Below are 15,246 nucleotides of genomic sequence, written 5' to 3'. Positions count from 1 at the left end.
TTTTTTGGATATATTCAAAATTATATTATATCAGTTCTTACGGTAAATCATAGGAATATATTACAATTTCTAAAAAACGATTGATTTTTAATCATTATTGCCTTTTCCCTGTATGACTCGGAATTGGTTCCCAGAGATTTCTATAGAGAAACAAAAACAGCTCCTTAAAGGAACTGTTTGTATGTATCATAAAGATGTATACTGATTGACTTCCCCGTAGCCAAACATGTTGCAGCGATCCATGAGCTCCTTCACCAGCTTGACGCAGCGCTCGTTGTCTGAGGTGAGGTTGTCGCCGTCGGAAAAGTGGAACGGATAAATGTTGTACTGCGACGTCGGGTAGCGGCTGTCGATGATCTCCAGCGCCTTTTTGTAGGCGGAGGAACATATGGTTCCCCCGCTCTCCCCTTTGGAGAAAAAGGTATCCTCCGTCACTTCCTTGGCATCGGTATGGTGGGCGATAAAAACAATCTCGACCTTCTCATACTTCGTGCGCAGGAAGCGGACCATCCAGAAGAAAAAGCTGCGGGCAATGTACTTTTCAAACACTCCCATCGATCCCGAGGTGTCCATCATGGCGATGATGACAGCGTTCGAGTGGGGCTTGATGATTTCCTCCCACGTTTTGAACCGCAGATCTTCATCGGTGATGCCCAGCTCCAGATCGCTGTAGCCTGCCAGCCCGTTGCGGCGGATGGCGGCAATCAGCGTCCGTTTCTTGTCGATGTTGCCCATCAACCCTTTTTTGCGGACATCGTTGAAACGCGTTTCTTCGATCACGATCTGGTCTTCCTCTTTTCGTTGCAAGTTGGGCAGCTCCAGCTCTGCGAACAGCATCTCCTGCAGCTCTTCCACGCTGATCTCCGCCTCGTAATAGTCCACGCCGGGCTGATCCCCGGCGCCTTGACCTTTTCCTGGCCCCTGCGCCGGATCTCCGTCCTTGGCGACGACATCGCCTACCTTGCTGTTGCCTTTCCCTTGACCGCCATGCTTCCCTTTTTGGAAGTTGAAACGCAACCGATACTCATCCAGGGAGCGAATAGGGATCTTGATAACTTCCCGACCGTTCGACATGATGATGTTTTCTTCGCTGACGAGATCGGGCAGGTTCTTTTTGATCGCTTCTTTCACTTTTTCCTGGTGTCGATTTTGGTCCTGGTACCCTTTGCGGTGCAGCGACCAGTCTTCCCGGGAGACAATGAACGATGGTGCATCTTCCATGCCGTCTCCTCCTAGCAACTGGCGCACTCTGCGCCGAATATGACGTGCAAGATCATGTCGTGGCTTGCCTATCGCTCTTCGTTAACGGTTCAACAGGCTGCCGACATAGCGCAAAAGCTCGTTGGCGCACACTGGGCAGTAGTGATGCTCTTCGATGAGACGCTTCGTCACTTCATTGATCTTTTTCAGCTGATGCTCATCCGGAGTCTTGTTGGAGGTGGTGATTTTCACGACGTCTTTGAGATCTGCGAACAGCTTTTTCTCGATCGCTTCCCGCAGACGGTCGTGCGTGCTGTAGTCAAAACGCTTGCCTTTGCGCGCATATGCCGAGATGCGGATGAGGATCTCTTCCCGGAATGCTCGCTTGGCATTTTCCGAAATTCCGATCTGCTCCTCAATGGAACGCATCAGGCGCTCATCTGGATCCATTTCCTCACCGGTAACGGGGTCACGTATTTTGTTCATGTTGCAATACGCTTCGACGTTATCCAGGTAATTGTCCATGAGTGTCTTCGCCGACTCCTCGTAGCTGTAGACAAACGCTTTTTGCACTTCTTTTTTCGCGAGCTCGTCGTATTCCTTGCGTGCGCTGGAAATGAAGTTCATATACCGCTCACGCTGTTCTTTGGTGATGGAAGGATGCTGGTCGAAGCCTTCCTTAAGGGCGCGCAGAATATCCAAGGCATTGATGCACTCCGTGTCGCGGCGTATCAATGCACTGGAAATGCGGTTGATGACGTACCGAGGGTCGATTCCCGCCATGCCTTCATCCGCATGCTCGTTTCGCAGCTCCTCCAGATCGGCACCCTTGAAGCCCTCGACAGATTCTCCATCGTAGAGACGCATTTTCTTCAGCAGATCGGCGCCTTGCTTCTTGGATTCCTTCAAGCGGGTGAGGATGGAGAAAATGGCCGCCGACCGCAGCGCATGCGGCGCAATGTGCACATGGCCCAGATCGGATTGCTTGATCAGCTTGGAGTAGATTTTTTCCTCGTCGCTTACTCGCAGGTTGTACGGCATCGGCATGACGATGATCCGGGATTGCAAGGCTTCGTTTTTCTTATTGGCGATAAACGCCTTGTACTCCGATTCATTCGTATGGGCGACAATCAGCTCATCGGCAGAAATGAGCGCAAATCGTCCTGCCTTGAAGTTTCCTTCCTGCGTGAGTGACAGCAGATGCCAGAGGAATTTTTCATCGCATTTCAGCATTTCCTGGAACTCCATCAGACCACGGTTGGCCTTGTTGAGTTCCCCATCGAAGCGATAGGCGCGCGGGTCAGACTCAGATCCGTATTTGGTGATCGTCGAGAAGTCGATGCTTCCTGTCAAATCGGCGATATCCTGTGATTTCGGGTCAGAGGGGCTGAATGTACCGATCCCTACGCGGTTGGCTTCAGAGAACAGTATCCGGCATACAGGGAAATCCTCGATGCAGCCTCCGTACTCATTTTCCAGCCTCATCCGGTTATACGGCGTCAGTTCGCCTTCGATCTTGATTCCGAGCTCTTCCTCCACCTCAGGCCGCAATTCATGCGGGATGAGATGCAGCGGCTCTTCTTGCATCGGGCAGCCTTCCAACGCGTAGATGGCTCCCGCTTCGGTACGAGAATATTCCTCCAATCCCCGCTTCAGCATGGTCACCAACGTCGATTTACCGCCGCTGACTGGGCCCATCAGCAGCAGAATCCGTTTGCGAACATCCAGACGGCGGGCAGCAGAGTGGAAATATTCTTCTACCAATCGCTCGACAGAACGGTCCAAGCCAAAAATTTCACGGCTGAAAAATTGATAAGAGCGAGTACCATCCTCATTCTCTTCCACACCAGCACTCTTGATCATGTTATAGACCCGTGAATGAGCCGTTTGGGCGATTTGCGGATTTTTGCGAACCAGTTCCAAATATTCAGCGAACGTGCCTCTCCACATCAGGTTCTCTTCTCGGGCCCGGTGCTCGGATATACGTTTTAAAATGTCCATGCTCGACACTCCTCCCTCATAAGCCCCTCTCTCTTCCCCAACGACAATGTACTCTCATGTATATGTCTGCCTGCGGTCACGCATTCGCGTGGAACCCGTTTTCTTCGGTACTGAGCAGGCTCGTAAAGCCTTTACATATGTGTATGCGAGACGTCTGCACAAGTTTCAGCAATCTTGCCACAAAAAATTATGGAGGACTGGTGAAAGTTGTCAAATTCATTGGCAGTGGCCGTTAATTCGTTTGCAAAGTGGGCAGGCTACGCTATAATGAGAGTAGTTTGTTTACGAAAGGAGCAATTCAACATGGGTGCGGTTATCGTAGCTGTGGTCTTTGCCGCTTTTCTGTTCTTCATTCTTACCGCTGGATACAATGAAGACAAAACTTGGAATCTGTAAGTGCTTACAGAAGCGATTTGCGAGCATGCCTGCTTAGCGCTTCCAGGAAAAAAGCAGGCTGCCTTGATCGGGCAACCTGCTTTTTTGCGATTGTTTATTCGTTATTCTTTTTCGCGGCTTTTTTATCCGCTTTCTTCTCCGCTTTGCTCGCCTTGATTTCTTCCTTCAGCTGCTTGGCTGTTTTTCCAACGGTGTCCATTTGGTACTTGGCTGCCTTCTGCGTCCATTTCGCCAGTTTTTCTTCTTTTTTTTCAGCCTTTGCCGCTTGGATGGCTGCCTTTCCTTCCTGATTGGTTTTGCCAGCCAGATCTACTCCCCATTTGACAGCCTTTTCACTGCGCTTTGCTGCCTTTTGCGCTTTCATTTCCGCATGCTTCGCCGAGATTTCTTCTTTGATCTGCTCCGCCGTTTTGCCCGTCACATCGATGCCCAGCTTTTCAGCCTTTGCTTGTTGGTTTTCCAGGCGCTGCTGAGCCTTTTCTACTTTATTCACCTTGGTTGCGTGGCTCGTCTCGCCTTCCGCACTGACGACTGATATTCCACCAAACAATAAACTTGCCATTAATAAGGAAGAAACTACTTTTTTCATGCTCCGTTCCCCTTTCCACAATGCCAATCTGATTGGCTCAAGACTAGCCTACCGCATGATTTTGGGAAAAGTGTGGGAATGTGCGTCACCTATTAAAAAGCAGGCTCGTCCAAAAAGACTTGCCTGCCTTCCATCTTAGCGCGCAAACACGCCAGTGCCTGCTGAGATCGCCTGATGCAATTCCTCCAGAGATCCCCGCTGATCCACCGGATATTGGGGCTCTCCCCGATCCTCCAGCCAGTTGGTGACGAGGAACGTCTTCATTCCCAGCTTGGATGCGACCATATCCTCTTGCATATGATTGCCGACCATGGCGCATTCGGTTGGCTCCACCCCGAGTTTTTCACAGATTTCCGCAAAATAGCTCGGATTTGGCTTGGTGGAGTGCATATCCTCGTAAACGGTAACCAGTTCAAACTCATCGGCGGTCATCCCGATCCAGGCGAGACGGTGGTAAATGGCATCTCGCGGGAAGACAGGGTTTGTCGCTACCGCGATCCGGAATCCTTGCTGTTTCGCCGCCTCCACGATTTTTTTTGCCCATGGAGATGGATAGGTCAAATGGGACAACGTAGGAAACACGTCACGGTAAAAGGAATCAAACAGCGGCCAGACCTCTTCACGCTTCCATCCGCTGTGCGTGGTGAAGTATTCAATGAAAACCTGCTCGTTCGTTTTCTCTGGCTCCTGATTGACGATCATGGCTTTTGTCGCTTCCCAGATCATCGTAAGCATCTTTTGTGTATCGAACTGATCGCCGACGTGACGGCCCACTTCCTTCAAATAATCTTTGACAAAAGGATCTGTCTTCATTTCCAGAAGCGTGCCGTCGAGGTCAAACAAGATGGTACTTACGGTCATTTGCGATCTCTCCCTTTTCATTGGTCGGCGCTATTTGAGCCTGGGAAAACCTAACTGGCGCAGGCCTTCAAACAACACAATAGCAGCGCAGTTGGACAAATTCACGGAACGCGTAGCTCCGCTCATCGGAATCCGAATCGTCTGCTCGCGATACCGGTCCGTCAGCTCCGGCGGCAAGCCGGTCGTCTCTTTTCCCAGAATGATGTAGTCTCCATCCCGAAAGGAAACATCAGAGTAGAGCGTCTCTCCCCAAGTCTCCACGAAATAGAATGTCCCCGCATCGGGACCCTGCGACGCCGCAAAAGCTTCAAAGCTGTCGTGGTAATGAATGTTCACCGCGTGCCAGTAATCCAGCCCCGCGCGTTTTAAGTAACGATCGTCTGTCGAAAAACCTAACGGATGAATCAAATGCAGGTGAGCCCCTGTCGCTGCGCAGGAACGGGCAATGTTCCCCGTGTTGGCAGGAATGAGCGGCTCATGCAGTACAATGTGCAACGGCATATCGGCAAATCTCCTCATGTTCCGGACTTAATGCAAAGCCAAGCTCTATTATACCTAAATCACCATAGCCATGACCACATGCCAGCTGCTGTAACAGAATGCCCCCCTCCTGCATCTAAAAGAAAAACACCGTTTCCGGTGCAGGAGAGGCGTGAGTATCTATCGTGAGAATCAAAAGCAATGGGTTTCGTTTGGCGACGTATGGTGTTTGTCTGCTGCCGCTCACTCTTTTGGCATACTGGCTCCGGCAAGATTTCGCCGGATTCGCTCCCTTGGAAGGGTGGAGCATGATTCTCGGTTATTTGTCGTTCCTCCTGATTGGAGTCACTCTGTTGCTCGGGCCCATGAGCGTGTGGCTTCCCCCATCGTGGAAAGCCCCCTTGCTGTCTGCCCGCGGGGATGTCGGGATCATAGCCGGCTTGTGCGGACTGCTGCATGTCGCTCTCGTGCTCGTCCTTTTTCAGGGGGAGCCTCGCCTGATGATCATCGACGATTCCCATGCACCGAAAGCAGAGGGCTGGCTTGGCCTCTTTTTCCTTTCTTTCCCGCATGAAGAATCGCTCATCCCCAACTGGTCGCGTACAGGCGTAGCCAACTATTTAGGGCTATGCGCTGCAGCCATTTTGCTCACGCTATTCCTAACATCCTTTCAGATCGTAAAAAAACGGCTTGGCGGCTCCAGCTGGAAACGACTTCATCTAGGGAATCCCCTGCTGTTTCTTCTTGTTATCTTCCATGCGCTGATTTATATTCAGTCCATCAAAGGGGAGCCGCATTCCTTTGCCGACTTTCTGTGGTTTGCAGCCATTGTCTGGATCGCCCGAGGGGTAGGTTTTTTGCATAACGTCTTCAGACGGAAGCGGTGAGCGGAGCAGCCTTTGTCCCTACACCCCGCGTATGTGAAAGAACGCATACCGCATATTCGGCGTATAGGCTGTGGAGTCCTCATACGCCCAGTATCGCATGCTGCTGTCGGTGGTATGTGCGTTGACGAGCGGCATGTCGTTGGCGTCCTTGGCCACCACGATCGTATTGTGCTGAAAGCGCCCATCCCCATCGAAGTCATAGCATATGATGTCACCTGGAACCAGCTGGTCCGGAGAGGTTTTCGTCACGGCCCGCATAGGAGATGCCCCGGACTTCAGCATCAGGTACAAGGCGTGTGCCACCGACCAGCTGTAGCTCCATTCGCTGCCTTTCCCGGTCCGAATCCACCAGCCTTTCCCCTTTTCCTTGGAAAATAGCATGGGGATACCCCCGGCATACAAGCATTGCGAAATAAAATTGGTGCAATCATCGTTAAAGTGCGGATAGGCAGGATTGGGAGAATTCCAGTAACGCTCGGCATAGGCCACTGCATTTTCGGCATTGTAGCCTCCCGCCCCGTGCACGACAAGCATGGGCTGGGAGATGGCGTTATCCACCATCGACGACATGGCGTCTTCGGCGTTCTGCTGGGCATCAAACGGTTGTTTGCGATCTCCCTCCCACTCCTCATGGGCGGCAATCTTCCACGAGTCCATCTCTTTATTCAGGCGAAGCCGATGTATGCGCCTGCTAGCTTCCGTCCATTCCTGAGCACCCATTCCGTATCGGCGAGTCCCGTGCCACGAGAGCAGGATATCCAGCGCCTGCTCCGTTTCCATCCAACACAGGGGAACCACTCTTCCCCGTGAGGAGTATATCTCTCCCCCTCGCTCTGTCAGCAGTCGATGTCCCCTCTGCAGACGCTCCCTTTCGCTCTCTGTCCCCTGCACGGGATCAGAATAATAGGGCAACAACCGCTGCTCATTTCCATCCAACCAAGATTTATGGACAGCATCGAAGTAGCTCCGGACAAAATCACGCCAGTCCATTCTCCGCCCCTCCCCTCAATTCCCCTGTTAGCATCCGACTTCTCCTGTCATCTTCTCATTGAAGAATATGTCATATGCCATTCGTTCAGAAGAAAAGAAAAAGCTATCCGATTCTAACGGATAGCTGTATCAAAGGAAGTCTGAATTTGCAGCGGAACACCTTCAAGTACCAATAAATGCTCCTTGATCGGCAATCCTCCTCCGTAGCCTACGAGGGCCCCATTGGAACCGATGACGCGGTGGCAGGGAATGACGATGGGAATCGGATTGCGGTTATTCGCTCCTCCAATCGCCCGGACCGCCTTGGATGCCCCTATTGCTATGGCAATATCTTTATAGGAGCGAGTCTCGCCATAGGGGATATCGGCCAGCGCATTCCATACTGACTTCTGAAATGGCGTCCCATGCAACACGTAAGGCAAATCAAATGTTTGTCGTTTCCCTTCGAAGTACTCCAGCAGCTGGGCTTTTACTGCTTCATTTCTGGCGTCATCACGCTCGGGAGAGACACCGAGAAACGTTTGTTTGCACCAGCGCTGCAAGGGCCCCAGCCCATTTTGTTCGTCTTCAAACTGGATGTAGCACAATCCTTCTTCGGTAGAAGCAAGCAACAACGGTCCAATTGGTGAGTCCATGGTGGTATACCCCAGTACATTTGCCATCCAACGTTCCTCCCTACCCGTTTTCCTTGTTCTGTTTCACGACTCAATGACGCCAGCTCATTGGCCGCTGGCAGTCTGCTCCCTTATCCATTTTAATCCTTTTTCGACCTCGGCCAAGACCTCAGCTACCGATTCACGCTCTTTCGCTTTGTCCAATGCTTCATGCGCTTCTCCGCCGCCGATCTTGCCCAATGCCCACGCTGCCGTTCCCCGAATCACAGGGCGCGGATCGCTCTCTAAGAGACGAATAAGCTGCGGGACAGCCGACTTATCCTTGAAATGAGCCAGGGCCAGGATCGCATTGCGCTGAATCGGCTTTTTCCCCCTCCAGGACGAAGAGGAGAGCCCGAATTTTTCTTTGAACTCCTTGTTGCTCATGTCGAGCAGCGGCAACAGGAGTGGTTTAGCGATTTCGGGATCCGGCTGAAACGCGCTGTGATGCGTCATGTTTATTCCCTTATTTTTCGGGCAAACCGTCTGGCACGTATCGCACCCGTAAAGCCGGTTGCCAATCTTGGCACGGAATTCATCCGGTATGAAATCCTTTACTTGTGTCAAATACGCGATGCATCTCTGTGCATTTAGCTGTCCCCCTTGCACCAACGCTCCGGTCGGACAGGCATCTACACAAATGTTGCAATCTCCGCATCCTTCTTCAACAGGCTGATCAGCCGGCAGGGGCAGGTTTGTCACCAGCTCCCCCAGGTACACCCAGGAGCCGAATTCATCCGTAATCAGCGCGCAATTCTTCCCTACAAAGCCTAATCCAGCACGCTCAGCGACAGCCCGATCCGAGAGAGCCCCCGTATCCACCATGGATTCGATCTGCGCCCCTGGCTCCAGCTCAGTGATGAAACCAGTCAACTTGTCCAGCTTGTCACGTAGGACGTGGTGGTAATCTGTCCCCCATGCAGCTCGACAAAGAATCCCTCGGTAGGCTCCTGGCTCAGACTTTGGCGGCTGCTCCAGCTTGGAAGGGTAGGCAAGCGCGATTGAAATCAGGGAGCGTGCCCCCTCGACGAGCAAGCCTGGCTGCGTACGCTTATCCAAATCTGGCTCCTCAAAGCCGGACTCGTATCCCCTATCCCGATGTTCAACCAGTCGTTCCTTTAGTTCCAGAAAGGGATCGGCGCTGGCAAATCCAATCTTGTCGATCCCAATCTGCTTGGCATAGGCAATGATAGACTGCTTCGTTTGTTCCCAGTACTGCACCTCGTTCACAGCTGTTTGATCGCTCCAGTCGCCAACTCATCGCAGCGGTTGTTCCACTTGTTGTCGGCGTGTCCTTTTACCTTCACGTACTGTACTTTATGAATGTCCATCAAACGAAGCAGTTCTTTCCACAAATCCTGATTCTCCACAGGCTGTCCCTTGCTATTCTTCCAGCCGTTTTTCAGCCAGCCCTTGTACCAGCCCTGCTGGAAGCAATTGACCAGATAGGCGCTGTCGCTGTACAAGGTAACTTGGCAAGGCTCTTTTAACACCGAGAGAGCCTCGATGGCCGCCTGAAGCTCCATCCGGTTGTTCGTAGTATTTAATTCCGCACCAGACATTTCTTTGATGTGCTGCCCGTACATCAGGACAGCTCCCCAACCACCCGGACCCGGGTTGCCTGAGCAGGCACCATCCGTATAAATTTCCACTTCACGTATCGTCATCTCGAGAGAATTCCTCCTCTGTGCTTTTCATTTCTATCCTGGAAAAATGCCGTGCACTTGTTTTTTATTCGCAATTGAAGAATCCTCTTCGGAAGAGAGTTGCCCGATGCTGCTTTTTCTATTGTATCGAAGCTTTGTCGCTTCCACAAAAAAATTTTGGTATACTACCAAAAATAGGTTTGAAAAGGAGTGACACATGATGAAAGTACAGCTGGACGCTTCTGTATCCGAACGCCTCCCTCAACTTTCTCTGGGCATTCTCCACTACAGCGGTGCTTCCGTCAGCGACTCTCCCAAAATGCTTCAAGGCCGCATCAATTACTTTGTGGAAAGCCTCCGTCTCGAGCATGATCCTGCACGCTTGACTGATATTGAAGGCATTCGCGGGTGGCGAGCCGCTTTCAAACAAGTCGGCACCGATCCTTCGCGCTACCGTCCCTCATCCGAGGCGCTGCTTCGCAGACTTTTGCAAGGAAATGCCTTTTTCTGGATCAATAGCGCTGTTGACATCAATAATTTCTTCTCCGTCCTCCACGCTCTTCCTTTTGGGATTTATGACCAAGATCAATTGGTCGGAGATGTGGCCTTGCGAATCGGCCGCAGTGAAGACGTATACGAGGGATTGAACGGTCGCGAGGTCAACATGGAAGACAAGCTGCTTCTCTCGGATGAAAAGGGGGCTTTTGGCAGCCCGATCGTGGACTCCAAACGCTCCTGTGTCACCGAAAACAGCCGCAACCTGATGCAAGTGATCTTTTTCCACGAGCAGGTAGGCCAGCAAAAGAAGGAAGAGATCCTGGGTTCAGTAGGCCGGATGTTTACGGATATCAATGGCGGGGATTTGACCCGCTCTTATATTCTCTCTGTATAAAAGAAAGACGGCCCGTCAAGCAGCGTGGCCGTCTTCTTTCTTTTGATCGTCTCCTCGCTCCCGGAAAACGACATGCTCCAGCACCAGGCAAACAATAACCCCTAGCAAGAGGCCGTTACCGAACAAGAAGCTGACGAGTGCAGGCAAGTGCTGCCACGCAGACGATGGCACAAACATCACGCCAATCCCCACCAGCAAAGAGCTTCCTCCAACCGTAATCGTCCGATCGTTCATTTTCACATTCACGTAATCCTTCAGACCGAATCCGAGCAGCTGCGTGTAGGAGATGAACATGGCTGCATAAGCAACCGGAGTCGGCAGAGCCGCCAGGAAGTGTGCCACATACGGCAGCAAGCCGATGACCATGATGCCGACCATGGCCAGCATAAAGGGCAATCGAGAAGCCATACGCGTCGTCTGGATGACCGCAGCTGCAAGCGAAAGGGGAATCATCCCGACTACTCCCCCAAGCCCGGACAAAAGATGGGACACCCCTGTAAAGATGCCTCCGCGGTTATACTGCTCATCGGTCGGTTCCGTATCCGTGGCTTTTCCCATGACGACCATGCTCGTTACCAGATTCGTCAACAGCACGAAGCCCGTCAGCATGCTCGTCAGAATCACTCCCCAATCCCAGCGGGGATTTCCCCAGAAAAAGAGCGACGGCCACGCAATCACCTGTTCAGCAGGACGGACTGGCTCCGTCCAACCCATGAGGGCGTACAGCACCCATCCAGCTACCATTCCAAACAAAACCGCGAAGCTGGAAAAGCGTTTTGTCCGCATCACTATGATCACTAACGCAACGATTGCCACAGAGACAATCGCCACCTGCGGGATCACTTCCTTGGAATGTTGAAATCCGATCCCCAGCATCCCCGCCAAAATGTTGCTGCACAACGAGACAGCCAGCAGGATCATATACGTCCCTGAGACGAGAGGCGTGAACCATCGCTGCAGCTTCCCGATCCATCCCATCAAGCCAAAGATCAAGAACAAAACCCCAGCCATAGCGAGTCCGATCTGAAAGGATTGCCCAATCTCACGAGGTGCTAGGCCCACACTCGATCCGATCTGCGCCAAAATAATGAAGATCCCCCACCAGAGCCCTGCTGGCCCTTCCAGCATCGGATATCGGTGACCGATCCATACCTGCAAGAGAGACGCCAACCCGATAAAAAACATGGTCTGCTGCATCAGGTTGCCGATTTCATCCGGCGCAAGGCCGTAGACATCGCCGATCATCAAGGGGACTGCCACACTGCTCGATACTGCGACGATCATCCATTGGAGGGCAGACAAAATGGTTGTGCCCACTGGCGGTTTGTCATTCAAACCGTACTTCATCAAAACCACCTCGTTTTTGTTACTGACAATAGCTGCCCACCTATTCACTATGCCCGAAAAGCCCGCGCTATTCTACTGTCGAATTCCGTTTTATCAATTCACACAAAGCAGAAAAAAACCCCGATCATCAAGGGTTCTTGACATTCAGGGTTGTTTGTTAAGTATGGTGCCGGTGAAGGGACTTGAACCCCCACGGTTTCCCTCACGATTTTGAGTCGCGCGCGTCTGCCATTCCGCCACACCGGCAAGTAATATGGAGGAGGCACCCGGATTTGAACCGGGGATAAGGGTTTTGCAGACCCGTGCCTTACCCCTTGGCTATGCCTCCATGTTGGTAAGCTTTCTTTAATGAAGCTTATGGAGCGGACGAAGGGTCTCGAACCCTCGACCTTCGCCTTGGCAAGGCGACGCTCTACCAATTGAGCTACGTCCGCGTATAAATGGCTGGGGTACTAGGATTTGAACCTAGGAATGACGGAGTCAAAGTCCGTTGCCTTACCGCTTGGCTATACCCCAATAAGTAATCCCCAACTTAAGGAATGGGGCGATCGATGGGACTTGAACCCACGAGTGCCGGAGCCACAATCCGGTGCGTTAACCCCTTCGCCACGACCGCCATGTTATTGCTTATTTGAAAAGTGGCAGGGGCAGTAGGAATCGAACCCACACCAAAGGTTTTGGAGACCTTCGTTCTACCGTTAAACTATGCCCCTATAAAAGTGGCTCGGGACGGAATCGAACCGCCGACACGAGGATTTTCAGTCCTCTGCTCTACCGACTGAGCTACCGAGCCAGACAAGAAATTCTTTTCGCTATCTTCCTAGTTGGAAAATGGCGGAGCTGACGGGACTCGAACCCGCGACCTCCGGTGTGACAGACCGGCGTGAACTCCAACTTCACCACAGCTCCATATTTGGTTGCATCCTACGGATACTCCCATCTCACTTGAGCAAGATGTACATTCGACGTAGTTCAAGTGAATAATTTGGTTGCGGGAGCAGGATTTGAACCTGCGACCTTCGGGTTATGAGCCCGACGAGCTACCGAGCTGCTCCATCCCGCGACAGGGACCTTTTCGGTCAGTAGTAATAAGTGGTGGAGGCTGACGGGATCGAACCGCCGACCCTCTGCTTGTAAGGCAGATGCTCTCCCAGCTGAGCTAAGCCTCCAGAGTTCCCCGACAAAATGTCGGGCCCCAAACTTTTTGTTGGGGTCCCCGCAAAGTACTCGGTGTTGCTACAAAGCATCCTCTACACTTTGTGGGGTATTTTATGGTGACCCGTAGGGGATTCGAACCCCTGTATGACAGCGTGAAAGGCTGCTGTGTTAAACCGCTTCACCAACGGGCCAAGATGGCGGATGGAGTGGGATTTGAACCCACGAGACGGGTCGACCCCGCCTACACGATTTCCAATCGTGCTCCTTCGGCCGCTCGGACATCCATCCATATGGCTCCTCGGGACGGACTCGAACCGCCGACCGATCGGTTAACAGCCGATTGCTCTACCAACTGAGCTACCGAGGAACATTGAAGGTCATTCCTTCAAAACTGAATACGCATGTTTGCTAAAGAATGTGTGGATAAGTCCTCGACCGATTAGTATTCGTCAGCTCCACGTGTTACCACGCTTCCACACCGAACCTATCAACCTCATCGTCTATGAGGGGTCTTACCAGCTTGCGCTGTGGGAAGTCTCATCTTGGAGGGGGCTTCACGCTTAGATGCTTTCAGCGCTTATCCCGTCCGCACATAGCTACCCAGCTGTGCCACTGGCGTGACAACTGGTGCACCAGCGGTGCGTCCATCCCGGTCCTCTCGTACTAAGGACAGCTCTCCTCAAACTTCCTACGCCCGCGACAGATAGGGACCGAACTGTCTCACGACGTTCTGAACCCAGCTCGCGTACCGCTTTAATGGGCGAACAGCCCAACCCTTGGGACCTACTTCAGCCCCAGGATGCGATGAGCCGACATCGAGGTGCCAAACCTCCCCGTCGATGTGGACTCTTGGGGGAGATAAGCCTGTTATCCCCAGGGTAGCTTTTATCCGTTGAGCGATGGCCCTTCCATGCGGAACCACCGGATCACTAAGCCCGACTTTCGTCCCTGCTCGACTTGTAGGTCTCGCAGTCAAGCTCCCTTCTGCCTTTACACTCTACGAATGATTTCCGACCATTCTGAGGGAACCTTTGGGCGCCTCCGTTACCTTTTGGGAGGCGACCGCCCCAGTCAAACTGCCCACCTGGCATGGTCCTCTCGCCCGATAAGGGCGACGAGTTAGAAACTCCGTACATCAAGGGTGGTATCCCACCGACAGCTCCACAGAGGCTGGCGCCCCTGCTTCTCAGCTTCCCACCTATCCTGTACATGATGCACAAAGTTCCAATACCAGGCTACAGTAAAGCTCCATGGGGTCTTTCCGTCTTGTCGCGGGTAACCTGCATCTTCACAGGTATTATGATTTCACCGGGTCTCTTGCCGAGACAGCGCCCAAGTCGTTACGCCTTTCGTGCGGGTCGGAACTTACCCGACAAGGAATTTCGCTACCTTAGGACCGTTATAGTTACGGCCGCCGTTTACTGGGGCTTCGGTTCAAAGCTTCGCTTGCGCTAACCCATCCCCTTAACCTTCCAGCACCGGGCAGGCGTCAGCCCCTATACTTCGCCTTGCGGCTTCGCAGAGACCTGTGTTTTTGCTAAACAGTCGCTTGGGCCTTTTCACTGCGGCCCCCTCGGGCTATAAACCCTACCGGGGCGCCCCTTCTCCCGAAGTTACGGGGCCATTTTGCCGAGTTCCTTAGCAAGAGTTATCCCGCGCACCTTAGGATTCTCTCCTCGCCTACCTGTGTCGGTTTGCGGTACGGGCACCTTATTCCTCGCTAGACGCTTTTCTTGGCAGTGTGAAATCAGGGACTTCGGTACTTAAATTTCCCTCGCCATCACAGCTTGCCCTTACGGTGTGCGGATTTGCCTACACACCAGGCTTACTGCTTGGACGGCCATCCAGTAGGCCGCTCACCCTATCCTCCTGCGTCACGCCATTGCTCAAGCGGAACAGAGGTGGTACAGGAATATCAACCTGTTGTCCATCGCCTACGCCTTTCGGCCTCAGCTTAGGTCCCGACTAACCCTGGAGGACGAGCCTTCCCCAGGAACCCTTAGGCTTTCGGTGGACAAGATTCTCACTTGTCTTTTCGCTACTTACACCGGCATTCTCACTTCCAAGCGCTCCACCGCTCTTTCCAGTACGGCTTCACTGCTGCTTGGAACGCTCCCCTACCCAGTCCGTAAGGACTGCCATAGCT

12 protein-coding genes, 13 tRNA genes and 1 rRNA gene (1 of these 26 only partly in view) are annotated in these 15,246 nt (G+C 52.5%); 2 read left to right on the top strand and 24 right to left on the bottom strand.

Annotated features, from left to right (window positions below; all coding sequences use genetic code 11):
• Window positions 1-186: 186 nt before the first annotated feature.
• The 5 genes from yhbH to trmL form a co-directional block, all read right to left on the bottom strand.
• A complete protein-coding gene (gene yhbH, locus JNE38_RS05205) occupies window positions 187-1,221 on the bottom strand; it encodes a sporulation protein YhbH (protein WP_238933561.1) in 1,035 nt (344 codons plus the stop codon).
• Window positions 1,222-1,302: 81 nt separating this feature from the next.
• Entirely contained in the window at window positions 1,303-3,201 is a 1,899-nt protein-coding gene (locus tag JNE38_RS05200; RefSeq protein WP_203355553.1) for a PrkA family serine protein kinase, read from the bottom strand.
• Between the two features lie 490 nt (window positions 3,202-3,691).
• Window positions 3,692-4,186 carry a hypothetical protein gene (locus JNE38_RS05195; protein WP_203355552.1) on the bottom strand — a complete coding sequence of 165 codons (495 nt, stop codon included), beginning with the start codon at window positions 4,184-4,186 and terminating at the stop codon, window positions 3,692-3,694.
• Between the two features lie 135 nt (window positions 4,187-4,321).
• Window positions 4,322-5,047: an HAD family hydrolase gene (locus JNE38_RS05190; protein WP_203355551.1), complete on the bottom strand. Its 726-nt coding sequence runs from the start codon at window positions 5,045-5,047 to the stop codon at window positions 4,322-4,324.
• Between the two features lie 30 nt (window positions 5,048-5,077).
• The gene (gene trmL, locus JNE38_RS05185; RefSeq protein ID WP_203355550.1) at window positions 5,078-5,548 is read right to left on the bottom strand and encodes a tRNA (uridine(34)/cytosine(34)/5-carboxymethylaminomethyluridine(34)-2'-O)-methyltransferase TrmL; all 471 of its coding nucleotides are present in this window, start codon (window positions 5,546-5,548) and stop codon (window positions 5,078-5,080) included.
• A 164-nt stretch (window positions 5,549-5,712) separates the two neighbouring features.
• On the opposite strand from trmL, the gene JNE38_RS05180 reads away from it, so the two are divergent.
• Window positions 5,713-6,414, top strand: coding sequence for a ferric reductase-like transmembrane domain-containing protein (locus JNE38_RS05180; protein WP_238933560.1), 702 nt, complete (start codon window positions 5,713-5,715; stop codon window positions 6,412-6,414).
• 18 nt (window positions 6,415-6,432) lie between these two features.
• On the opposite strand, the gene JNE38_RS05175 is transcribed toward JNE38_RS05180, so the two are convergent.
• From JNE38_RS05175 to rnhA, 4 genes are all read right to left on the bottom strand, one after another.
• Entirely contained in the window at window positions 6,433-7,404 is a 972-nt protein-coding gene (locus JNE38_RS05175; protein WP_203355549.1) for an amidase domain-containing protein, read from the bottom strand.
• A 113-nt stretch (window positions 7,405-7,517) separates the two neighbouring features.
• On the bottom strand, window positions 7,518-8,066 hold the full coding sequence (locus JNE38_RS05170) for a methylated-DNA--[protein]-cysteine S-methyltransferase (RefSeq protein WP_203355548.1): 549 nt from the start codon (window positions 8,064-8,066) through the stop codon (window positions 7,518-7,520).
• Between the two features lie 57 nt (window positions 8,067-8,123).
• Entirely contained in the window at window positions 8,124-9,287 is a 1,164-nt protein-coding gene (gene queG / locus JNE38_RS05165; protein WP_203355547.1) for a tRNA epoxyqueuosine(34) reductase QueG, read from the bottom strand.
• Window positions 9,284-9,724, bottom strand: coding sequence for a ribonuclease HI (gene rnhA, locus JNE38_RS05160; protein WP_203355546.1), 441 nt, complete (start codon window positions 9,722-9,724; stop codon window positions 9,284-9,286). The genes queG and rnhA overlap by 4 nt, the downstream gene beginning before the upstream one ends.
• A gap of 199 nt (window positions 9,725-9,923) precedes the next feature.
• Between rnhA and JNE38_RS05155 the strand changes: the two genes are divergently transcribed.
• Window positions 9,924-10,595, top strand: a complete 672-nt coding sequence (locus JNE38_RS05155) for a B3/B4 domain-containing protein (protein WP_203357423.1) — start codon at window positions 9,924-9,926, stop codon at window positions 10,593-10,595.
• 15 nt (window positions 10,596-10,610) lie between these two features.
• On the opposite strand, the gene JNE38_RS05150 is transcribed toward JNE38_RS05155, so the two are convergent.
• The 15 genes from JNE38_RS05150 to JNE38_RS05080 all read right to left on the bottom strand — a co-directional run.
• Complete coding sequence (locus JNE38_RS05150; RefSeq protein ID WP_203355545.1) at window positions 10,611-11,942, bottom strand: purine/pyrimidine permease; 1,332 nt, start codon at window positions 11,940-11,942, stop codon at window positions 10,611-10,613.
• A gap of 164 nt (window positions 11,943-12,106) precedes the next feature.
• Window positions 12,107-12,188: transfer RNA gene (locus JNE38_RS05145), tRNA-Leu, on the bottom strand.
• An 8-nt stretch (window positions 12,189-12,196) separates the two neighbouring features.
• Window positions 12,197-12,270, bottom strand: a tRNA-Cys gene (locus JNE38_RS05140).
• Between the two features lie 30 nt (window positions 12,271-12,300).
• Window positions 12,301-12,376: transfer RNA gene (locus JNE38_RS05135), tRNA-Gly, on the bottom strand.
• 7 nt (window positions 12,377-12,383) lie between these two features.
• A tRNA-Gln gene (locus JNE38_RS05130) sits at window positions 12,384-12,458 on the bottom strand.
• Between the two features lie 24 nt (window positions 12,459-12,482).
• Window positions 12,483-12,558, bottom strand: a tRNA-His gene (locus JNE38_RS05125).
• A gap of 23 nt (window positions 12,559-12,581) precedes the next feature.
• Window positions 12,582-12,655: transfer RNA gene (locus JNE38_RS05120), tRNA-Trp, on the bottom strand.
• A gap of 7 nt (window positions 12,656-12,662) precedes the next feature.
• A tRNA-Phe gene (locus JNE38_RS05115) sits at window positions 12,663-12,735 on the bottom strand.
• Window positions 12,736-12,774: 39 nt separating this feature from the next.
• Window positions 12,775-12,851, bottom strand: a tRNA-Asp gene (locus JNE38_RS05110).
• Window positions 12,852-12,928: 77 nt separating this feature from the next.
• Window positions 12,929-13,005: transfer RNA gene (locus tag JNE38_RS05105), tRNA-Met, on the bottom strand.
• Between the two features lie 30 nt (window positions 13,006-13,035).
• Window positions 13,036-13,111, bottom strand: a tRNA-Val gene (locus tag JNE38_RS05100).
• Window positions 13,112-13,214: 103 nt separating this feature from the next.
• Window positions 13,215-13,291, bottom strand: a tRNA-Glu gene (locus JNE38_RS05095).
• Between the two features lie 4 nt (window positions 13,292-13,295).
• Window positions 13,296-13,388, bottom strand: a tRNA-Ser gene (locus JNE38_RS05090).
• A gap of 3 nt (window positions 13,389-13,391) precedes the next feature.
• Window positions 13,392-13,467, bottom strand: a tRNA-Asn gene (locus JNE38_RS05085).
• A 52-nt stretch (window positions 13,468-13,519) separates the two neighbouring features.
• Window positions 13,520-15,246: ribosomal RNA gene (locus tag JNE38_RS05080) — 23S ribosomal RNA — on the bottom strand; it runs 1,200 nt beyond the window's last position.

Origin of the sequence: Brevibacillus choshinensis (assembly GCF_016811915.1) — a bacterium.
GTDB lineage: Bacteria > Bacillota > Bacilli > Brevibacillales > Brevibacillaceae > Brevibacillus > Brevibacillus choshinensis_A.
Note: the sequence above shows the minus strand (reverse complement) of the source record. Positions and strands in the feature narration are given on the sequence as shown.